Genomic DNA, 21,317 nt, shown 5'->3' on the forward strand with positions numbered 1-21,317 from the left:
CTGGAGACCACCATGTCCGCTTCCGCAGCGCCAGCCGCCGCGCAGACGCCGCCGAACACCGACGGCGTCTGGTACGCGTCGTATCCGCCCGGCGTGCCCCGCGAGATCGACGTCACGCAGTATGCGTCGCTCGTGCAGTTCTTCGACGAATGCACGGCGCAGTTCGCCGAGCGTGTCGCGTACGTGAGCGCCGGCGCGTCGCTGACCTATCGCGCGCTCGCGCAGAAGGTGGCCGCGTTCGCGTCGTATCTGCAGAGCATCGGCGTGAAGCCGGGCGACCGCGTCGCGATCATGCTGCCCAACACGTTCCAGTATCCGGTCGCGCTGTTCGGCACGCTGAAGGCCGGCGCGATCGTCGTCAACGTCAATCCGCTGTACACGGCGCGCGAGCTCGCGCATCAGCTGAAGGACAGCGGCGCGCAGACGATCGTCGTGTTCGAGAACTTCGCGCGCACGCTGCAGGACGCGCTGCCGGAAACGCAGGTGAAGAACGTGCTCGTCACCGCGCTCGGCGACCTGCTCGCGGACGGCTTCAACGCGAAGGGCCGGCTCATCAATTTCGTGCTGAAGCACGTGAAGAAGCTCGTGCCGCCCTATCACCTGCCGCAGGCCGTGCAGCTGCGCTCGGCGCTCGCGCTCGGCGCGCGCGGCACGCCGCAGCCCGTGCCGCTCACGCGCGACGATCTCGCGTTCCTGCAGTACACGGGCGGCACGACGGGCGTCGCGAAAGGCGCGATGCTCACGCACGGCAACCTGATCGCGAACCTGCTGCAGGCGAAGGCGTGGATCGCCGATCAGGTTTCGGGCGACATCGAGACGGTGCTCACGCCGCTGCCGCTGTATCACATCTATTCGCTGACGGTGAACGCATTCATCTTCATGGGGCTCGGCGGGCGCAACATCCTGATCGCCAACCCGCGCGACACGAAGATGGTGATGAAGATCATCCGTCACGAAACCTTCACGGGCATCACCGGCATCAACACGCTGTACAACGCGTTCCTCGACGACGAGGAATTCCGCAAGCGCGATTTCTCGAAGCTCAAGCTCGCGATGGCGGGCGGCATGGCGATGCAGCGCGCGGTCGCCGAACGCTTCCAGCAGGTGACGGGCCGGCCGATCGTCGAGGGTTACGGGCTCACCGAGTGCTCGCCGATCGTCACGATGAACCCGGTCGACCTGGCGGACATGGCCGCGTTCAGCGGCTCGATCGGCCTGCCCGCGCCGTCGACCGTCGTGCGCTTCCGGCGCGAGGACGGCACCTGGGCCGGCATCGGCGAGCCCGGCGAGCTGTGCGTGCGCGGGCCGCAGGTGATGCGCGGCTACTGGCAGCGCCCCGACGAAACCGCCACGGTGATCGATGCCGACGGCTGGCTCGGCACCGGCGACATCGGCGTGATGGACGAGCGCGGCTTCGTGCGCCTGATCGACCGCAAGAAGGACATGATCCTCGTGTCGGGCTTCAACGTGTATCCGAACGAGATCGAGGAAGTGCTGGTGATGCATCCGGGCATCAGCGAGGCGGCGGCGATCGGCATTCCCGACGAGGTGCAGGGCGAGCGGATCAAGGTGTTCGTCGTGCGGCGCGACCCGGCACTGACGGTCGACGACGTGCTCGCGCATTGCCGCAAGAACCTCACCGGCTACAAGATGCCGAAGTTCGTCGAGTTCCGCGACGCGCTGCCGCAGACCAATGTCGGCAAGATCCTGCGCCGCGCGCTGCGCGACGAGGAAATCGCGAAGCGCAATGCGGCTTCGCGCAGTTGAACACCGGCCGCTTCCGGAGACGCCACCGATGACTCGATCCACCGGGCGGCACGCGCGGCCGCTGCGCCGACACGCAGCCGTCGCCGCGCTCGCCGCCGCGCTGGCGCTCGCCCTGCCCGGCGTGCGCGCGCAGGAGGCCGCACGCGCGGCGCCGGCCGCGCACGACGCGGCCACCCTGCCCGCCGATCTCGCGAACGTGACCCATCAGCCGGCCGCGCAGCAGGCGCGCTGGCTGCGAGCCGCCGCGCGCCAGGGCACGCTCGCGAAGCTCGACGACGCGACGCTTGCCGCGCTGTTCGCGGCGCTCGACCCGCTCGCCGTGCCCGAATACATCCGCCAGGGGCCGAACGGCTATCCGTCGTATCAATTCACGATGGTCCGCCAGGAACGCATCAACGGGAAATGGTCGGACACGCCCGACCGGATGCTGGTCCGAACCACGCGCGAGCCGCTCAGGGTCTATGCGAAATGGCTGCCGGACGGCGCGCATGCCGGCCAGGAGATCATCTACGACACGACGCGGCGCAAGGACGAGATGGTTGGGCACCTCGGCGGCCTGCTCGGCAAGCTGCCGATGTGGACGGCGCTCGACGGCACGCTCGCGCGCGCGCAGTCGAATCACCAGGTGAAGGATCTCGGCACCGAGTTCATCGCGAACCTGTACCTGACCGAGGGAAGGAAATACCTGGAAGCGGGCGTGCAGCGCCCGACCCGTGTGGAGGCGAAGACGGTCGGCGGCGTGCGCGTCGTCGCGCTGACCTACGAAACGCCGACCGGCCGGCCGCAGTTCTATGCGAAGAAGGAGATTCTGGGGCTCGACCTGCGCGAGCCCTATTTCCGGACCGTCGAATCGTATGACAACGACGGCCGGGTGTTCGAGCGGATCGTGATCGAGAAGATCGCACCGGCGTCGTTCGACGACGCCGCATTCGACCCGAAGAACCCGGACTACGCGTTTTGACGCGCGCGGCGCTCAATCGTCATCGTCGCCGTGATGCTTGCGCCAGTGCTTGTAATAATGCTTGCGCCACTTGCGGTAGCGATCGTCGTCTTCGTCGTAGTAGCCGTAACCGTAGCCCGGGTACGCGACCACTGCCGGCTGCGGCGCCACATAGACCGGCGCCGGCTCGACATAGACCGGCGCGACCGGCAGGCCGATCCCGACCGCGACGTCGACATGGCCCGCCATCGCACTGCCGGACGCCGCGGACGCCAGCAACGCAACGGCGCCGCCCCACACTGCCATTCGCCTCTTGTTCATGTTCTGGACCTCTGATAAGCCGGCTCGACCGGCATGCGCGACGACTCTAGCCGAGCGGCGCGCCGCCAGGTGCAACGGTCCTGCGAGAGTCGTAACGCGACGTAACAATGCACCGCTAGCCGTTTGACCGAATCGCGAAATCGCGTGGAAGCGTCTATAGTGGGTTACGGTTCGACACAATCACGACCGCGCGCATCCGGATCGAACAGGGTAGAATCCCGCCAAACACTTTGTGGATTCCACGCCACACACACGCACAACATACTTTCTGACGCAGGCTCCTGCCGCATCTCAATGGCCAATCCCGCAGAATCCCATCCGCAAAACGACTTCATCAATTCCGCGCGCAAGGAACGCAAGCGCGTCGAGATCTATCTCGTCAACGGCATTCGTCTGACGGGTTGCATCGAGTCGTTCGACCAGTACCTGGTGATGCTGCGCACCCCCGTGGGTTTGCAAGGCATCTACAAGCGTGCGATTTCCACCATCCAGCTCGACACCGGCGGTTCGCGCCCGGGCGGCGGCGGTTCGCGCGGCCCGCGCACGGGCGGCGGCGGGCGCCCCGGCGGCCGTGAAGGCGGCGGCCACAGCCCGTACGGCTCGCATGGCGGCTCCCGCGAGTCGCGCGGCGACTACGGTTCGCGCGAGCCCCGCGAAGGCTACGGCGCGCCGCGCGAGCCGCGTGAACCCCGCGAGCCGCGCGAAGGCTACACGCCGCGCGAGAGCTACGGCGCACCGCGCGATTCGGGCGACGCCCCGGCATCGCCCGGCAGCGGCAACGGCAACGGGCCGGTGATCGTCACCCGCCGTCGGCGCATCGTGCCGGACGGCCAGTAAGGCGCCAGCCAGTCAAAAGCAAAAGGGCAAACCCGCGGGTTTGCCCTTTTTTCTTCATCGCGCCGGCGCGGCATGTCGCCGCATGCGCCGGCCGCTTCGCTCAGCTCAGTGCGCAGCCGGCAGGCCGGCATCGGCCTCGCGCTGCAATGCACGCACCTGCTGCTGCAACGCGCGCAGCTGCGACTTGAGCTCCGCCTGCTGCGACTGCAGCGCCACGGTTTCGCCGCGCACCGTCTTCTGGCGATCCGCGACAGCCGCCTGCTGCTCGCGTGCGATCGACAGGTCCGCCTGCAGGCGCCGCGCCCGCTCCTGCGTCACGGCGATCTGGCGGTCCGTCTGCGCCTTCTGCGATTCCAGCTTCGCCGCACGCAGTTCGTTGACGGCCAGATGCTCGGCCTGGCGCGAGAAATCGCGATAGATCGCTTCGGCCCGCACGTCGCTGTACGTCTTGATCACGCGCCAGAATGCCTTCTGCTGGAACAGCGCGACGAAATAGGCGCCGTCCTTCACGTTGAACAGCAGGCTCGCGCCGTAGCTGCCGTTGTAGGCGGTGCGCATTTCCGTCAGCGTGTGCGCCTGGATCAGGCGCTGCAGCTCGTCGACCGTGCTGGGGCCGGTCGTGTCACCGGCCTGCATCTGCGTTTGCCCCTGCGCGTCGACCGACGGAATCGCGACCACCGGCGCCGATGCGGCCTGCACCGGCTGTGCGGCCGGCGCCGAGTCGGCCAATCCTTGCGCGTACGCGCCCTGCATGCCGCCAATCAAGGCGAGCACCGCGCACGCCCGTCCCAAACCCAACCCCGTAATCTGGCTCATGAAATGAAATTCCCGCTCCAAGTCGTTGTAATTCTGCGGCGCATTATCGCATTAATTACTCGCTTTCGCGGGTCTCGGGCTCCTCGTCGAAGATCTGATACTTGCGCATTTTTTCCCACAGCACCTTGCGGCTGATGCCGAGTTGCTGCGCGGTATCCTGGCGCCGCCAGCCGTTCGCGTCGAGTGCGGCGATCACGCGGCTGCGCTCGCTCATGTCCCACTTGCTGCGGTCGACGAACACCTCGGCCACGCTCTCCGCCGGCACCGGCTGCGCGGCGCTGCGCGCATGTGCGACCAGCCGCTGCAGCCGCGCGGCGTCCCAGCCGCCCGTCTGCCGCACCGTCACGCCGACGCGCTCGGCGAGGTTGCGCAGTTCCCGCACGTTGCCGGGGAAATAGCTGTCGGCGACGGCTTCCGCGAGCCAGTACGGCAGGTCCGGAAGCTGCGCGAGCCGCTCGTCGCCGACCACCTGCGCGACGAACGACTTGAACAGCGCGATCTTGTCGACCGCGCCCCGCTCCTCGAGCGACGGGATGCTCAGCTCGATCACCGCGAGCCGGTAGTACAGGTCCGCGCGGAACAGCCCTTCCTTCACGAGCTGCGGCAGCTTCTTGTTGCTCGCCGCGACCAGGCGGAAATCGACCTTGATCGGCGAGGTCGCGCCGACGCGCAGCACCGCGCCGTCCTCGAGCACGCGCAGCAGCTTCACCTGCTGGTACAGCGGCAGGTCGCCCACCTCGTCGAGGAACAGCGTGCCGCCCGCCGCCTGCTCGAAGTAGCCTTTATGCGCAACAACCGCGCCGGTGAACGAGCCTTTCGCATGCCCGAAGAACAGCGATTCGAACAGGCCGTCCGGAATCGCGCCGCAGTTAACGGGCACGAATTCGCCGAGCCGGTAGCGCGAGTGCTTGTCGTGCAGCAGTTGCGCGATGCGCTCCTTGCCGACGCCGGTTTCGCCGTGCAGCAGCACGTTGGTATCGCAGTCCGCGAACGTATCGACTTCGCGCAGCAGCGCCTGCATCGATTCCGAATGCGCGACGAGTTCGGACGGCTGCAGCGTCTCCGCGGCGTGCGCGCGCAGCTGCGTGACGAGCTTGCCGACCATCCCGCGCAGTTCGGCGCAGGTGAAGTCGAGCGGCAGGATGTGCGAATACTCGGGCGGATACTGCGACGCGTCGTGGTCGCGCGCCGCGCCGACCCACACGACCGGCATGCCGATGTTGGCTTGCCAGTCGCGCAGGAACGCGGTGCCGCTTTCGATCATCGTCACGCTGATGATCGCCAGCGACGGGCGCATCGCGGCGCGCTCGGGCGACAGTTCCGCGTTGTCGGCGCGGATCACTTCGACGTCGAAGCTCGCCATGCAGCGGGCGACCCGGTCGACGATGTCCGCCTTGCCTTCCCAGACGTACAGGTCGAGCTCTTCGATTGCGGGCGTGGTTCTCATTCTTCGGATGATTCTTCAGTTGACGAGTTGCGCGGCATTGCAGGTCAGCGACATCTGATGCACGGTCGCCTGGCCCACCTGGACGCCGAGCAGGCTCAGGATCGGTACGAGCAAGGCATCGAGCGACGACAGCACGGGTTGCAGCACGAGGTTGCCGATCGTGCTGAGCAGCGGGCCGAGCGGCACGGTGATGCCGAGTATCGTGACGGAGTTCAGGTTGATGTTGCCGAGTGCCGTGCCGAGCGACGCGCCGAGGTTGTTCACGTACGTCGTCCAGTAGCTGTTCTGGTTCGCCGCGGTGGACGGCGTCATCCAGCCGCTACCGCAGGACACCGGCGTCGACAGGCCGCTCGCCGCGTTGCAGAAATGGTAAGGCGAGGTCGTCGGGTAGCTCCCGTAAGGCGCACTCGCGTACGTACTGCCGACGATCTGCAGCACCGGGTTCGAGATCGACGCGGACACCGGCACGGACTGCGTCGTGCCGATGCCCAGCAGCGTGGCCGAAGCCGTGAGATTCAGCAGTTGCAGCGTGCCCGCGGCCGGGCAACTGCTCACGTTGGACAGGTTCAGCGTCCCGGAAGGCGGTGCGCTGATGCACAGCTTCGCGATCCCCGGCGTGGCAAGGATCGTCGTCGTGCTCGGCGTCGAGGCCGAACCGCACTTCGTCGCGGCGAGGCTGGCGACAGCCGGCCCGCCCACCAGCAGGTAGATCGGCAGATTGATGCCGCTCAGCGACGCGGAAATATCCAGCAAGCCGCTCAAGCCCAGCGGCCCCAGCAGTGCGCCCGTGCCGAGCGTAATCGTCGGCGTCTGCACATTCAGATACAACCCGATCTGCGCGGACGACGCCTGCGTGCGCCATGTCCCGTCCGGCAACTGTCCCGCCTCGCCGATCGCGATCGACGGCGGGCTCAGCACCTGCAACTGCAGCTTCACGACGTTGAAGCCGGTCGCCCCGAGCGGCAGCGTGACGCCGGTGTTCAGCGACACCGCCTGCCCCTTGTTGTACGCGGCGACCTGCGCGGCCGTCGTCAGCAGATCGAGCAGGTTGACCGTCGCATCGGCGCCCGACTGCGGATTGCCGAGGCTGATATTGAGCAGCGCGTTGGACGCATTCGCGATCACGACGGTCGTATTGCCGACACCCGCACTCGCGAGCTTGCCGAGCGCCGACGACGCGGCCGTGAGCTGCGCCACGTAGCCGGTGCTGTTGGTGCCGCCCGGCGTCACCGCGCCGACATACGCGCCGAGATTCCCGACCAGCGTCGGCATCGACACCGCCAGGTTCACGAGCCCGTTGACCGACCCCGCGCCCAACGCCGTCGAGATTCCCGCGAGCTTGATGTTCGCGCTCGCGAGCGACTGGTAGTCGGCGAGCGTCAGGTTGACGCTCGTGCCGAGCAGCGCGGACAGGATGCCGTTGAGCCAGACCGGATTGACGCTCGCGAGCGTCGCGCTGACCGAAAACGTGTCGATCGCGCTCGCGCGCGCGGTCGACGTGGCCGACACGGTGCCAGGCCCCGCGCCGAGCGCCGAGAGCACGCCGAGGAACGAATAGCGCATCGTGCGCGTGACCGTCACCTGCGTCGCGTTGAGCTGCGTCATCCCGCTCGCGGCCGCCGCGTAATAGGCCGGCAGGCTCGCATAGACCTGCGGATCCCAGCGGCCGCAGGTCGCCGCGACCTGGTCCTGCCCGCGCGACGGCGCGCCCGTGCCGACCGCGTTCGAATCGTTCGCCCGCGCATTGTTCAGCGCGGCCGCGCCTGCCGCCGCGCAAGACGTGTCCGACGGATCGAGCGACTGCACGGCGGCCAGCGCCGCCATATCCGCGATCCGCTGCATGTCGCGCCGCTGATAGAACAGGTTGCCGATGTCGATCGTGCCGAGCGTCACCAGCGCGACGAGGATCCACACGGTCGCAAGCACCGACACGGCGCCGCGCTGGCCGCCCATCCGCGGGCGGTCGCGCCCGGCCGGGCGGCATCCGAGGAAACGAACCGCGCTCATCGTCATGTCAATTCGACTGCATCGCGCCCTGCCCGCCGGCCGCCGCGCCGCCGCCGCTGGAACCCAGCGGCGAGCCCAGCGTGTCCGGAATCTTGTTCTTGAACGAGTCGAGATAGCGCTGGTACGTGAGCGAAGCAGCGTCGCCGAGCATCGGCAGGTCCGCGCCGGCGGCCCGGTTGTCGCGTTGCAGCGCGAGCCACGTTTCGGTCGAGCGGCCGATGTCGGCCGCGGTTCCGGTCAGCCGCTGGCCATGCGCGGCCGCCGTCGCGCCGAGCAGCGCGACCAGCGCGGCGACGCGGCGCACGACCGCACGCCGGGCGAGGTTCTTGTGGTGATCGGTCATGTCGTTTCCCCCGGAACGTCCTGTCATTGTGCGAACCGCTGCAGCATCGGCGCGGTTTGATCGAATCCCTGGATGCTCGCCACCGGCGACGCGCGCTGCGCGGCGTTGCTGCCTGACACGTCGACGACGCTGCCCGAGCCGGCCGCCGCCGCCGCAGCCGACGCGGGCGCCGGCCGCCGCCACGTACGCGCGGCCGCGGCGATCCGCGTTGCGTCGCTGCGGATGTCGTTGCGGATCTCCGTCGGCAGCTTCTGCTGGCCCATCAGCTTCTGCGCGTCGTGCGCGCGGCCCGACACGAGCAGGTACAGCGCCAGGTTGCTGACGATCTTCGGGTTGTTCTGGTTGAGCTCGATGGCCTTCATCAACGGCACGCGCGCGCCCGGCACGTCGCCGCAGCGCAGCTTCGCGTACGCGAGGTCGGACAGCATCGACGCGTCGGTCGGCGCGAGCACCGACGCCTGCGACAGCGCCTGCGCGGCGCGCTCGAAGTCGCCCGCGGCACCGGCGATCAGCCCGAGCCCGCGATAGCCGCGCGCGGCAAGCGGCGTGTTCAGCAGCTGCGTGTAGACGGCCGCGCTCGCAGCCGGCTGGTCGGTCATGCGCAATGCGTCCGCGCGCAGCAGGATCGACTCCGGCGAACCGCCGTACTGCTTCTCGTACGCGTCGATGTGCGCGAGCGACGCGTAATACAGGCCTTGCGACTGCATCCGCTCGATCAGGCCGAGATACATGCCGGGCGTATCGGGGGCGGCCTGCTTCTGGCCCGCCGCATCCATCAGCGCGGCGCGCTCGGCCTGCGCGCCGACGCCGTAGCCGCTTTCCTTGAAGGTCGAGCACGCGCCGAGCAGCACGATCATCGCCGCCACGCCCGCCCGTTTCGCGATTCCACCGATCCGCTTCATCTTGGTTCCTTCCGTGCGCCGTGTCATTGGTGCGCCATCGACAGCGCGCGCAACACCGAAATCATCCCCGGGCCGGCCGTCACGATCAGCAGCGCCGGCAGCAGCGTGAGGATCATGACGCCCGTCATCTTCACCGTCAGGCGGCCGATGCGCTCGCGCAGCATCGCGCGGCGCGCTTCGCGCAGCCGGTCGCCGAACTGCTTGAGCGGCTCCTGCACCGCGCCGCCATGCTTGTCGACCTGGATCATCAGGCGCACGATCGCGCGCAGGTCCTCGTTGTCGTAACCCGACGCCAGCCGCTGCAGCGATTGCTCGCGCGTGCGCCCCGCCGCGAACTGCCGCTGCGCGATGCCCATCTCCGACGACAGCACCGGCATCATCCCGCGGAAGTCGTTGGTCACCACCTGGATGCTCTGGTCGAGCGACAGGCCGACGCCCTGCAGCAGGCGCAGCATGTCGACCAGCAGCGGCAGTTCGTCGACGACGGCCTGGCAACGCTTGCCCGCGCGGCGCCGGACGTAGGCTTTCGGCAGCATGAAGCCCGTGACGAACGCGAGCACGAAGCCGAGCACCCAGCGGCCGCCCTGCAGGTGCGGGCCGACGAAGGCGACGAACAGCACCGGCACGACCAGCGCACCGACGATCCGCGCGCTCAGGAACAGCCCGCGCGAGCGCGCATCCACGTAGCCGCACTGCTCGAGCATCCGGCGGTCCTCTTCGGCGACGACGTGCCGGCCGACCCCCGTATCGAGCCAGCGGGTGCCGGCCGCCGACAGCCGTTCGAGCAGGTGCGCCACGCGCGCGCGCCGCCCGGCGGCGGCCGGCGTATCGCCCTTCGCAGGCCGCGGCGCGGCGCCGTCCGGCACCGCGCGCGCGCCCGCTGCCGCGAGCGTGGCCGCACGGCGCTCGAGCGCGTCGGCGAGCGCGCGGCGGCTGCGCGTTTCGGTGCCCGCGCGCCGCAGCGCCAGCCACGCCAGCAGCAGCACGCCGAGGGCGCCGAGCGCGAGCGCAATCGATCCGAGTTGGTTGGGCGTCATCGCGTCACCTGAGCCGGGCCATCCGGTACAGCCACGCGCCGCCGACGATCTGCATGACGAACGCCAGATAGAGGTACGTCCGCCCGCTCTCGTCGTTCCACATCGAGCTGAGATAGGACGGATTGGTCGAGATCACGAAGCCGCCGACCGCGATCGGCAGCATCACGAGCACCCACGCCGACAGCCGCGTCTCCGACGACATCGCCATCAGCTCGCGCTCCGCCTGCTCGAGGTCGCGCATGAACACCGCCATGCGTTCGAGCATCACGTCGGCACGGCCGCCATAGCGCACCGACAGCCGCAGTACCGAGCCGACCAGTTCGAACTCCTTCGTGTGATAGACCTTCGCGATGTGCATCATCGCGCGATCGATCTCGACGCCCGTGCGCAGCATCCGCGACACGTGGTCGAGGCAGCCGCGCAGCGGCGCCTCGGTCGTCTGCAGCGCGGCCTGGAACGCGGCCGGCACGCTGTTGCCGAGCGTCACGAGACGCACGATCCCGTCGAGGAACGACGGCAGCTGCCGGACGATCTGCAGGCGGCGGCGTTGAATGCGCGACACGAGCCAGAACGTCAGCAGCGCGACGCCGCCCACCAGCGCCGCCACGCCGCCGAGCACGCCGCCCGACTGGCCCGCGACGAGCGCGACGGCCGCCAGCGCCGCCAGCGCGAGCAGCGCCTTGCCCCGCGCGTCGTCGATCCCCGCTCGGCTCGCGAGGTGTTCGAGGTATTCGGTCGCGCGGGCCCGCCAGACCGCGCGGCGCGACGTGGGCGCAGCGGATGCCGGCGGCGTGCCGGCCTTGGCCGCAGCAGCCTGCGCCGCGCGGGCGGCCGGTGCAGCCGCGCCGTGCGCCGCCGAAGCCGCGCGCGCGGCCGGCTCGATCCGGCTGTCGATGAAGCGCTGCGCGTCCGCGCGGTCGCGCTTGAGCTCGCCGTGCCGCCACAGCAGCAGCGCCGCGGCGATGCAGACGAGCGCGAGCGCGCCGGCCGCGAGGCTATACATTGAAGCCTCCGCCGCCGCGGCCGAAGCCGTCGCCGCCGAACCCGCCCGCGCCGAACCCGCCGCCCGACAGCGTCTGGCGGAAGCGCGCGAGCTTCGGCGAATGCGGATGGATGCCGAGCGATTCCCAGTGATCGATTTCCTCGCCGTCGGGCGTCACGCGCGCCTCGTAGCGATACAGCTCCTGCGTCGCGATGATGTTGTCCGACAGCCCCGTGACCTCGGTGATCGACAGGATCCGCCGCCGCCCGTTCGACAGCCGGCCGATCTGCACGATGAAGTCGATCGCGTTGGCGATCTGGCGGCGCAGGCTCGATTCGGTGCCCTGGAAGCCCGCGAAGCCGGCCAGCATCTCGAGCCGGTACAGGCATTCGCGCGGCGAGCTCGCGTGCACGGTGCCCATCGAGCCGTCGTGGCCGGTGTTCATCGCCTGCAGCATCTCGAGCACCTCGCCGCCGCGCACTTCGCCGACGATGATGCGGTCCGGCCGCATCCGCAGCGTGTTGCGCAGCAGGTCGCGGATCGTCACGACGCCGGTGCCGTCGAAGCCGCCCGGGCGGCTTTCGAGCCGCACGACGTGCGGGTGGTTCAGCGACAGCTCGGCCGTGTCCTCGATCGTCACGACGCGTTCGGGCTCGGGAATGTGGAACGCGAGCGCGTTCAGCAGCGAGGTCTTGCCGGAGCTGGTGCCGCCCGACACGAGGATGTTGCAGCGCGCCTCCACCGCCGCCTCGAGCAGCGCGCCGACCTCCTCGTTGTAGGTGCCGTTGCCGAGCAGGTCGGCCGGCCGCAGCGGGTCCTTGCGGAACTTGCGGATCGACACGACCGGCCCGTCGATCGACAGCGGCTCGATCACGACGTTCACGCGCCCGCCGTCCGGCAGCCGCGCGTCGACCATCGGGTTCGACTCGTCGAGACGGCGGCCGATCGGCGCGAGAATCCGCCGCACGATCCGCAGCAGATGCGCGTTGTCCGTGAAGCGCACCGGCAGCTTCGCGAGGATGCCGTGGCGCGACACGTAGATGTCGTTGTAGCCGTTGATCAGGATGTCCTCGACGTGCGGGTCGGCGAGCAGGTCCTCGATCGGCCCGAAGCCGGCGAGTTCCTTGGTCAGCGCCTCCGCGATCGTGCGCACCTCGTTCTCGTTGAGCGGAATGCGGCGCAGGCGCACGAAGCTGTCGATCTCCAGGTCGACGAACTGGTTGATCGCCTGCCGCGACCAGCGGCCGAATTCCGCGCCCAGTTCCTCGATGCGCGTCAGCAGGTGCTCGTGCGCGGCATTCTTGATGTCGTGGAAATGCTGCGTCTGGGAGAACGGCGCGGCGCCGTCGGCGAATTGAATGTCGTGTGCCATCGCTTACGATCGCTTGGACGAAGGGTGAATGAAGCGCTTGAGCGCGGAAAGGCCCGACGCGGCGCGCGGTGCGGCGGCGGCGCCCGCGAGCCGCTCGGCGAGCGGCTCGAGCGCCCGCACGTACGGGTCGCGCTCCGCCGTCTCGACGATCAGCCGCCCCTGGTTCGCCGCATGGCCGATCGGCACGCGGCGCGCGGGCAGCGTCGCCAGCAGCGCGATGCCGAGACGATCGGCGATCTGGCCCGGCGTCAGGCCGAGCGCCGGGTCGTACTGGTTGACGACGAGCCGCAGCTTGCCGGTGTCGATGCCCGCATCGCGCAGCGCATCGAGCAGGTCGACCGCCGACACGATCGACGCGACGCCCTGGTCGCAGACCAGCCACGCCTCGTCGGCCGCCGCCGCGATCTGCGCGACGAACTCGTGGTTCGAGAACCCGCCGAGATCGACGATCTGCTGGTCGAAGAACGCGCGCAGCCGGTTCAGCAGCCCGACGCACGACGCGTACGACACGTCGCGCAGATCGGCGAGGTTCGGCGGCAGCGTCGTCAGCGCGACGCCGCTCGCGTGGCGGGTCAGCGCGGTGTTGACGAACGTGCGGTCGATGCGGCGCAGGTTGCGCACGGCCTCGACGAAGTGGAACTCGCAGCGCGTATTGAGGAACAGCGCGCTGTCGCCCGCGGGCAGCCCGAGGTCGACAAGCGCGGTCTGCCGGTTACGCGGCGCGGCCGTCGCGCCCGTGGCGCCGCCAGGCGCGGCAGCGCCGTCCGCCGCCGTGCCGGACGCACCCGACGCGCCGCGCCGGTGCAGCCACACCGACAGGTTTGCCGCGAGCGTGCTCACGCCCATCCCGGCGCGCGCGCCGAGCAGCGCGACCAGCTTGCCGTGACGGTTCGCCGGCTCGCCGCTCGCGTGTTCGAGCAGCGCGCGCGTGATGCGCAGCGCATCGTCCGGCGCGCCGGACACGTCGATGAAATCGTGCACGCCGGCCCGCAGTGCGGCGAGCGCGCTTTCCGGCTCGGCCAGCGTGCCGAGCGCGACCACCGGCAGCCCCGGATGCGCGACGCGCACCGCGGCGGCCGCCGCGCTCGCCGCCACGGACGCGCCGGAAAAATCGATGAAGACGATCGCGGGATTGAGCCCCGCGATGCGCTGCGCGAGCGCGCCCGGTTCGAGCGACGCGGCTTCCACCGCGCCGGCCGACACCAGCGTCTCGCCCAGCCAGTCGACGTGCCTGTCCTGCTGCGACGCGCACACGAAGTAGTCGGTCACGGCGGGCTCAGCCAAGGAAAGGGTTCTCGCGTTCACGTTGAACTCCTCCGGTTACAAACCGCGCGACGACACGCCCCGCGTTCATTTCGAAAACCCCGGCGCCGCGTCGGGCGATGCGATGCCGCCGAGATACGACCGCCACACCGGGCCGTCGCGCTGCTCGGACAACTCGCCCGGCGTCGCCGGCAGCGACGCGCCCTTCGCGATCGGCGCGACGAGGTGCGGCGTCACGATGATCAGCAGTTCCTTGTCGTTCTGCTGATAGTTGAGCGACTTGAAGAACGCGCCGATGATCGGCAGATCGCCGAGGAACGGCACCTTGTTGATGTTCGACATCGTCTCGCGATCGATCAGGCCGCCGATCACGAAGCTCTCGCCGTCGCCGAGCTCGACCGTCGTGTCGGCGCGGCGCGTCGTGATCGCGGGCACCGACACGCTGTTGATGGTCACGCCGTGCAGGAAGTCGAGCTGGCTCGATTCCGGCGCGACCTTCAGCGCGATGCGACGCGGGCTCAGCACCGTCGGCGTGAGCGTCAGGCCGACGCCGTACTGCTTCCACTGGATCGCCGTCGAGCCGAGCGCCTGCGGCACCGGCACCGGGATCTCGCCGCCCGCGAGAAAGCTCGCGCTCTGCCCGGACAACGCGACGAGCGTCGGCTGCGCGAGCACGCGCGCGAGATTGTTCGCCTCGAGGATCGACAGGTTCGCGAAGATGCCGCGGCCGGCCGAATTCACGACGAGGTTGAAGGCCGACGCGAGCGGAATGCCGGCCGTCGCCTGGAACGCGCCCGTTCCGCCGCCGCTGACCGACTGCAGCCCGCCCGACGTGAACGAGCCGAATGCGAAGCCATTGCTCTGCTTGAAGAAGTTCAGCCCCGCTTCCTTCAGCACCGAGCGGCTGAACTCGACGACCCGCACGTCGACCTGCACCGTGTTCCTGCCGCCGACCGTCGACGTGTCGATCACCGCGCCATCCTTGCCGCTCATGCGCTTGCCGACGGCCGCCGCGCGTTCATGCGCGTCGAGCGACGCCGCCGCCCCCGACAGCACCGACGTGCCGCCATAGGCCTTCACGCCCGGCGTCGAACCGTCGAGCACGGCCTGCGCGGCCGCATCGACGACGTTGACGTTCCACACCATCGGCTCGTCGCGGCCGCGCTCCCACAGCATCACGCTGGTCGAACCGGGCGCCTTCGCGACCAGCAGCACGGAGCCGGCCCGGCTGCCCTTCATGACCAGCACGTCGGCCACCGCCGGATCGCCGACCGCGACCCGCTGCAGCGCGCGCCCGGCGGCGATCTGCCGCTGCGCACCGACCGCGAGATCGATCGACGCGCCCGCGCCGGCCGCGACGGCGAGCGTCGTGGTGGTCAGGGCCCAGAGGGACATCGCGAATGCAATCAGTGTGTTCTTCATCGTGTCGGTGACCGTCGATCGGTCGTCTCCCTTGCGTCGCTGCTTGCGAAGACCGTGCGTGGTGGTGGTGTTCATTCGTTCAATAGGCGACCGTCTCGGCGCGCCCGCCGCGTATCACTTCGATGCTGCCGCCCGCACGCGCCGTCACCGGCGCACGCGGCGCGGCCGGTTCGCGCGGCGCGGCGCGCGCACGCGACGCCGACAGTTCGTCGAGCCCGACCCCCGCGGCCGCCACGGCCGACGGCCCGAGATCCCCCATCGCGCGGGTCGCGACCGTCTGCGCGGCGGCTTCGTCATCGTGCGGATTGCGCAGCGCGAGCGTCAGGCGGCCGCTCGCTTCGGCCAGCGTCAGCGCGTCGATCTGCGCGGTCGGCACCGCGAGCACCGCGGTCCGGGCCATGCTCGACGCGCCCGGCGCGCCGTCCCGTTCGGGCGTCGCATCGCCGAAGGCCAGCACGCGCACCTTCGACAGCAGCAGGCGCGCCTGCGTACGCGGAATCTCCGAACCGGCCTGGCCGATCCCGCCACCGCCATCGCGCTTCAGGTTCAGGAACACGTCGACGAAGTTGCCGGGCCGCAGCCGGTTGCCGACCGCGTTCGTCTCGTCCACCTTGACCGCGACCGCCCGCTCGCCTGGCGCCACCTGGTCCGCAAGACCCGACGTGAGCCCCGTCGCGAGCACCGGCGACGCCTCGAGGATGTCGTTGGCCGGCACCCGGCCGACGAGCGGCGCCGGATCGCTGAACGCGCCGGCCGGCAGGATCGGCACCTGCGCGACCTTCAGCGCGTCGACGCTGATCGGCTGCCCGGCCGGCAGCAGGCGCGCGGCCACGACGATCGGCACCGTCTTCGCCGCGGCGGCCGGCATGGCGACCGGTGCGGGCGGATGCGCCGGGCCGCGCCCGAGCATCCATGCATAGATGCCCAGCAGCACGGCGATCGCGATCAGCAGCCCCGCGATGATCTTCGTCAAGTTGTTGGCCATGTTCAATGTCGGGTGCCGTGAGTGATGAGGTGGTGTCGTCTTGCGGGTCGGGTTTCAGGCGTCGGGGGCATACCGTGCTCGCTGCGTCACAGAATGGTGGCCGGGTTGATCTGCACGGTCGCCGTGCTCGTCAGCGCATTCGGCATCACGAGACTCAGCAGCGGCAGCGACGGAACCAGCGGGTATTGCGAATACGGGTAGGTCACCGTGACCGTTACGCAGTACATCGAAGCGTCGTAGCTGCATGACGCCGACGGCGGCAGCGGCACCTGGACGTTCGGCAGCCAGCGGGTCAGGTTCTGCGCGGTCGACTGGGCGGCCTTGGCCCGGTCCTGCAGCGCCTGCGTGCCCAATCCGCTCGACTCGGGGATGTAGTTCAGCGCCGCCCGCGCGCCTTCGGTCGCGGCCAGCGTCAGGTTCTGCTGGACGGCGAAGATCAGCCCGAACGACACGATCGCGTAGAAGATCAGGAAGAACAGCGGGAACACGAGCGCGAACTCGACCGCCGTCGCGCCCCGCTGGCGCCGCCGGGTTCGCGGCTGCCGATGGGTTCTCATTGCACGCCCCCCGATACGACGAGATGCGCGAGCCACACTGCCGCCGGCGCCACGAGACACGCAGCGTACGGCGTCGCGCGCCGCCCGCCGAGCGCCATCGCGGGGGCGCCGCGCCGCCACAGCGCGCCGAACGACGTGTTCGACAGCGCCATCAGCGCCAGCGCGTGCGCGCCGGCCGCAACGCTCGCGACCACCCAGAACCAGAACAGCGCGTGCATGCCGCACCACGCGCCGAGCACGGCGAATACCTTGACGTCCGCGGCGCCCATTACGCGCAATGCAAAAAAGGGAAACAGGCTGGCCATCCCGATCAGCATGCCGAACAATGCCTGCCGCGGGAAAATACCGAATGGATTCGCATGCGCGAATGCGCTCGCAACGCCCGCGATCAAACCCGCCAGGACGAGCGCATTCGGCACGCGTCGAAAGCGGATATCGCCGAGCGCGACAAGCATCGCCCACGCGAAAAAAATTCCGGTGCTAATGAGGAGCGCCATGTTGAAACCGGCCGCGCGCAGGAGCGGGCGGGTCGCATTGACGACCCGCCCGCCGCAACGGCGGAATGCCGCGTAGAACTGCGGTCAGTTAGCCGCTGTCAACTGGGTGACGATGCTCCCGAATAGCGTCTTCAGCTGGGTGCCGATACTGGTGACATTCGTCACGATGGCGACCGCAATCAGACCCGCGATCAGACCGTACTCGATCGCGGTTACCCCGTCTTCTTCCCGAAGGAAGCGAATCATCAGTGCCTTCATTTTATTTCCTCGTGCCTGTATGTTTCTTTCTCAGGCCGCTTATACGTGTGCATCCCCGCATATTCGGCCTCGCTCCGCATCGTTCGCCCACCTGCCGAGACGACGATCGGATGCTCATTCTTTATAGTGGTTTACGCATGACGCGTATCACGATTTGATGCAAGTTAACATTCGCGATATAGCCTCCTCCTCGAACGTCTGTACCGAACCGTACAAAACTTACACCCGCCTCGAATCTTATCTCCGATCCCTTTTAATTTCCAACCTCTTTTTACCGCCCGGATCGAAAAAAACGACACGTAGCACACCGTATTTGTACGGCGTTTCGGTACGTCTTACACATAGGATTTACGATAGGTTAGATGTGCACATCTAATCCACCTGTAAAACAGCGAATCACCCCCTCCGCCCCCGCACGTTACGCCGCACGCGTAACGCCAATGATGTGACGTTACGTTACGCACTACGCGAAATCGTTCTCATCTACCGGCGCTCAACCAATCTCAACAGTCTTTCAATTCGCGTAAGCCCTTTTCCTATAAGGAATTGCCTCGTTTAAAACCAATCGTCGAACCGTCCGCCATTGAAATGGCACGACAGTTGCAGAGTAGTCCACGCACCACTCAACACAACACATGCTTAATGCGAGGACGAAATGGACATTCAGGTAATCCCTCATGGCACGCTCCGGACGACTCTGATCGCGGCCACCGTGGCAGCCATGCTTTCCCTTTCCGCGTGCGGCGGCTCCGGTTCGATCAGCAAGGGCATCGGCGGCTCGAACTCGGGCACGAGCGGCGGCGATTCGATTTCCACGTCCGGCGGCGGCACGTCGGGCTCGACGAGCGGTACGTCCGGCAGCACGAGCGGTTCAACGAGTGGTAGCACCAGCGGCAGCACCAGCGGTTCGACGAGCGGCAACACGAGCGGGACGACCAGCGGCACGAGCGGTACGTCGGGCGTGTCGGCGAACGCGGTGGGCAAGGTGCTCGCCAGCGGCAGCAACGTCGTGACCGGCGTCGGCTCGACGGTGTCGGGTCTCGGCTCGGTCATCGGCAGCCAGACGCTGCCGGGCGTCAACCCGCAGACGACGCAGGCGGCCGGCGGCGTCGTACAGAGCGTCGGCGGCGCGGTCACCGCGCTCGGCAACGGCCTCGGCAATGGTCTCGGCCAGCTTGGCGCGACGAGCAACCCGGTGGGCGTCACGCTCGCCAGCACCGGCGGCGTGGTCAATCAGCTCGGCGGCGCCGTCACGCAGACCGGCAACCTCGTCACGAGCCTCGGCAGCGGCCCGCTGTCGCCGCTCGCGCCCGTCACCGGCGCCGCCGGCGGCCTCGTGTCGACGGTCGGCAACGCCGTCGCGAACGGCGGCAACACGCTCACCAATGCGCTGTCGACGGGCCCGGTCCAGCAGATCACGCAGACCGTCAGTTCCGCCATCACGCCGATCACGACGATGGTCGGCAATACGACCCAGACGGTCGGTTCGGCCACCGGTCTCGGCGCGCCGGTCAACATGCTGCTCGGCACGCTCGGCAATGGCCTGAACCAGGCCGGCGCACTGATCGCATCGAAGGGCGGCAACCCGGTCACGACCGGCCTCGGCAACACGACGTCGGCGGCGGGCAATACCACGACGGCGATCGGCGGACTGCTGACCGGCGGCAGCGGCACAACCAATCCGCTCGCGCCGCTTACCGGCATCGTGTCGACCGTCACGGGCGCGCTCGGCGGTGCGACGGGCGGCGCCAGCGGCCCGCTTGCCCCGGTCACCGGCCTCGTCTCCACCGTCACGGGCGCACTCGGTGGCGCGACGGGCGGCGCAGGCGGCAGCGGCCCGCTCGCTCCGGTCACGGGCCTCGTGTCGACGGTCACCGGCGCGCTCGGCGGTGCGACGGGCGGCGCAGGCGGCGGCAATCCGCTCGCTCCGGTCACGGGTGCGCTGAACACGGTCGCCAACACCGCCGGCAGCGCGACCTCGGCCGCACCGGCGCTGTCCGGCGGCACGGGCGCCGTCACGAACTCGGGCGCATCGTCCAACCCGCTCGCTCCGGTCACGTCGCTGATCGGCGGCCTGCTCGGCGGCGTCCACGGCAAATAAATCCGGTTCTTCCATCCATCAAAAAGACAGCGAGGAGTCCAACATGTCCCAGCACCGTTCCCTGACGTCGGTCGCACTGCGCGAGTGGCGCGTTCCCCTCACCGTGTTCGCGGCGGCCTGCCTGCTCGCCGCCTGCGGCGGCAACAGCGTGGGCGCGCCGCCGTCCAGCAGCAACAACGGCGGCTCCACCAGCGGGACGCCGACGACGAGCGGCACGAGCAGCGGCACGTCGACGGGTACCAAGGGCGTGGTCAGCACGCTCGGCCAGACCGGCACCGATCTCGGCAATACGATCGGCGGCGTGAGCCTGCCGGGCGTCGGCAACGGCGTGACGCAGGGCCTCGGCAGCACGGTCTCGAGCACGGGCACGATCCTCGGCGCAGCCGCGGATGCGGTGAGCAACGGGCTCGGGCAGATCGGCTCCACGAAAGACCCGGTCGGCACGACGGTCGCCGGCCTCGGCAACGTTGTGGGCGCAACCAGCAACACCGTGTCGGGCCTGAGCTCGACGGTCAAGGCGCTCGGCAGCGGTCCGCTGTCGCCGCTCGCGCCGGTCACGACGCCGGTCGGCACCGTGCTCGACACGGTCGCCAACGGTCTCGGCGCAGCCGGCAACACGATCGGCTCGACGCTGTCGTCGGGCCCGGTGCAGCAGATCACGCAACCGCTCAGCTCGGCCATCACGCCGCTCGTCATCACGGCCGGCCAGGTCACGCAGCAAGTCGGCACGACGACGGGCCTCGGCCAGCCGGTGTCCGGCCTGCTCGGCCAGATCGGCGGCGCCGTCAGCTCGGCCGGCCAGAAGGTCGCGGGCTCGTCGCAGCAGCCGCTCGTCGGCGACGTCGGCCAGCTCGTCACCGCGGTCGGCAACACCGTGACCAACGCCGGCGGCCTCGTCAATCCGAATGGCCCGAACGGCGCCGCGCCGATCCCCGGCCTGATCACAAGCCTCGTCGGCGGCTCGTCGGCCACGGTGCAAAGCGGGTCGTCGGGCTCCGGCTCGACCAACCCGCTCGGCGGCCTGCTGTCGGGGCTCGGCTCGACACCGCTCGGCGCACTCGGCGGCAGCGCGACGTCGGGCGGCGCGGCCAATCCGCTCGCGCCGGTCACGGGCGCGCTGGGCGGTGCGAGCGGTGGCAATCCGCTCGCACCGGTCACCGGCCTCGTGTCGACGCTCACCGGCGCACTCGGCGGCGCAACGGGCGGCGCAGGCAGTACAAACCCTGTCGCGCCCGTTACCGGTTTGCTGAATACTGTCACCGGCACGGTAGGCGGCGCGGCGAGCACGGGGGGCACGTCGAGCCCGCTCGCGCCGATCACGTCGCTGGTCGGTGGTGCAGCGGGTTCGACGTCCGGCAGCTCGACCGGCCTTCTGGCGCCGGTTACGGGGTTGCTGGGCACGCTGGGCAGCGTCGGCAAGTAACGCAGCAGGCCGCGCGTTCCCAGCCGGGGCGAACGCGCGG

General features: G+C 69.2%; 20 protein-coding genes. 5 read left to right on the forward strand and 15 right to left on the reverse strand.

Going from position 1 to position 21,317, the window contains the following annotated elements; translation table 11 throughout:
• Positions 1-12 precede the first annotated feature (12 nt).
• Positions 13-1,767 carry an AMP-binding protein gene (locus tag HWY45_RS10495; RefSeq protein WP_059807307.1) on the forward strand — a complete coding sequence of 585 codons (1,755 nt, stop codon included), beginning with the start codon at positions 13-15 and terminating at the stop codon, positions 1,765-1,767.
• A gap of 28 nt (positions 1,768-1,795) precedes the next feature.
• On the forward strand, positions 1,796-2,728 hold the full coding sequence (locus tag HWY45_RS10500; RefSeq protein WP_059886133.1) for a DUF1571 domain-containing protein: 933 nt from the start codon (positions 1,796-1,798) through the stop codon (positions 2,726-2,728).
• A 12-nt stretch (positions 2,729-2,740) separates the two neighbouring features.
• Here the strand turns inward: HWY45_RS10500 and HWY45_RS10505 are convergent, their stop codons facing one another.
• Positions 2,741-3,028 (reverse strand): PXPV repeat protein, encoded by a 288-nt coding sequence (locus tag HWY45_RS10505; protein WP_124480441.1) that lies wholly within the window; start codon positions 3,026-3,028, stop codon positions 2,741-2,743.
• 294 nt (positions 3,029-3,322) lie between these two features.
• Between HWY45_RS10505 and hfq the strand changes: the two genes are divergently transcribed.
• On the forward strand, positions 3,323-3,865 hold the full coding sequence (gene hfq, locus HWY45_RS10510; protein WP_059560236.1) for an RNA chaperone Hfq: 543 nt from the start codon (positions 3,323-3,325) through the stop codon (positions 3,863-3,865).
• Positions 3,866-3,970: 105 nt separating this feature from the next.
• Here the strand turns inward: hfq and HWY45_RS10515 are convergent, their stop codons facing one another.
• From HWY45_RS10515 to HWY45_RS10580, 14 genes are all read right to left on the reverse strand, one after another.
• Positions 3,971-4,681 carry a DUF2968 domain-containing protein gene (locus HWY45_RS10515; protein ID WP_059886137.1) on the reverse strand — a complete coding sequence of 237 codons (711 nt, stop codon included), beginning with the start codon at positions 4,679-4,681 and terminating at the stop codon, positions 3,971-3,973.
• 55 nt (positions 4,682-4,736) lie between these two features.
• The gene (locus HWY45_RS10520; RefSeq protein WP_059560233.1) at positions 4,737-6,128 is read right to left on the reverse strand and encodes a sigma 54-interacting transcriptional regulator; all 1,392 of its coding nucleotides are present in this window, start codon (positions 6,126-6,128) and stop codon (positions 4,737-4,739) included.
• 15 nt (positions 6,129-6,143) lie between these two features.
• Positions 6,144-8,135, reverse strand: coding sequence for a pilus assembly protein TadG-related protein (locus HWY45_RS10525; protein ID WP_170304074.1), 1,992 nt, complete (start codon positions 8,133-8,135; stop codon positions 6,144-6,146).
• A gap of 7 nt (positions 8,136-8,142) precedes the next feature.
• Positions 8,143-8,478: a DUF3613 domain-containing protein gene (locus tag HWY45_RS10530; protein WP_059886141.1), complete on the reverse strand. Its 336-nt coding sequence runs from the start codon at positions 8,476-8,478 to the stop codon at positions 8,143-8,145.
• Positions 8,479-8,501: 23 nt separating this feature from the next.
• On the reverse strand, positions 8,502-9,380 hold the full coding sequence (locus HWY45_RS10535) for a tetratricopeptide repeat protein (RefSeq protein ID WP_059886254.1): 879 nt from the start codon (positions 9,378-9,380) through the stop codon (positions 8,502-8,504).
• A 23-nt stretch (positions 9,381-9,403) separates the two neighbouring features.
• Complete coding sequence (locus HWY45_RS10540) at positions 9,404-10,417, reverse strand: type II secretion system F family protein (RefSeq protein WP_059886144.1); 1,014 nt, start codon at positions 10,415-10,417, stop codon at positions 9,404-9,406.
• 4 nt (positions 10,418-10,421) lie between these two features.
• Positions 10,422-11,420, reverse strand: coding sequence for a type II secretion system F family protein (locus HWY45_RS10545; protein ID WP_059886146.1), 999 nt, complete (start codon positions 11,418-11,420; stop codon positions 10,422-10,424).
• A complete protein-coding gene (locus HWY45_RS10550) occupies positions 11,413-12,771 on the reverse strand; it encodes a TadA family conjugal transfer-associated ATPase (protein WP_059560215.1) in 1,359 nt (452 codons plus the stop codon). The genes HWY45_RS10545 and HWY45_RS10550 overlap by 8 nt, the downstream gene beginning before the upstream one ends.
• A 3-nt stretch (positions 12,772-12,774) precedes the next feature.
• Positions 12,775-14,076 carry a fimbrial protein gene (locus HWY45_RS10555; protein WP_059560212.1) on the reverse strand — a complete coding sequence of 434 codons (1,302 nt, stop codon included), beginning with the start codon at positions 14,074-14,076 and terminating at the stop codon, positions 12,775-12,777.
• A gap of 45 nt (positions 14,077-14,121) precedes the next feature.
• Positions 14,122-15,456 (reverse strand): type II and III secretion system protein family protein, encoded by a 1,335-nt coding sequence (locus tag HWY45_RS10560; protein ID WP_059886256.1) that lies wholly within the window; start codon positions 15,454-15,456, stop codon positions 14,122-14,124.
• A gap of 79 nt (positions 15,457-15,535) precedes the next feature.
• On the reverse strand, positions 15,536-16,441 hold the full coding sequence (gene cpaB, locus HWY45_RS10565; protein ID WP_059886149.1) for a Flp pilus assembly protein CpaB: 906 nt from the start codon (positions 16,439-16,441) through the stop codon (positions 15,536-15,538).
• 86 nt (positions 16,442-16,527) lie between these two features.
• The gene (locus tag HWY45_RS10570; protein ID WP_059560205.1) at positions 16,528-16,998 is read right to left on the reverse strand and encodes a TadE family protein; all 471 of its coding nucleotides are present in this window, start codon (positions 16,996-16,998) and stop codon (positions 16,528-16,530) included.
• Complete coding sequence (locus tag HWY45_RS10575; protein ID WP_059807152.1) at positions 16,995-17,495, reverse strand: A24 family peptidase; 501 nt, start codon at positions 17,493-17,495, stop codon at positions 16,995-16,997. Before HWY45_RS10575 ends, HWY45_RS10570 begins: the two co-directional genes overlap by 4 nt.
• Positions 17,496-17,579: 84 nt before the next feature.
• On the reverse strand, positions 17,580-17,774 hold the full coding sequence (locus HWY45_RS10580; protein ID WP_175038410.1) for a Flp family type IVb pilin: 195 nt from the start codon (positions 17,772-17,774) through the stop codon (positions 17,580-17,582).
• A gap of 634 nt (positions 17,775-18,408) precedes the next feature.
• Between HWY45_RS10580 and HWY45_RS10585 the strand changes: the two genes are divergently transcribed.
• Both HWY45_RS10585 and HWY45_RS10590 read left to right on the forward strand, forming a co-directional pair.
• Positions 18,409-19,854 (forward strand): collagen-like triple helix repeat-containing protein, encoded by a 1,446-nt coding sequence (locus tag HWY45_RS10585; protein WP_175038408.1) that lies wholly within the window; start codon positions 18,409-18,411, stop codon positions 19,852-19,854.
• Between the two features lie 43 nt (positions 19,855-19,897).
• The gene (locus tag HWY45_RS10590; protein WP_059807157.1) at positions 19,898-21,277 is read left to right on the forward strand and encodes a collagen-like triple helix repeat-containing protein; all 1,380 of its coding nucleotides are present in this window, start codon (positions 19,898-19,900) and stop codon (positions 21,275-21,277) included.
• The last annotated feature ends 40 nt before the right edge of the window (positions 21,278-21,317 follow it).

This window comes from Burkholderia stagnalis (genome assembly GCF_902830275.1).
Classification (GTDB): Bacteria; Pseudomonadota; Gammaproteobacteria; order Burkholderiales; family Burkholderiaceae; genus Burkholderia; species Burkholderia stagnalis.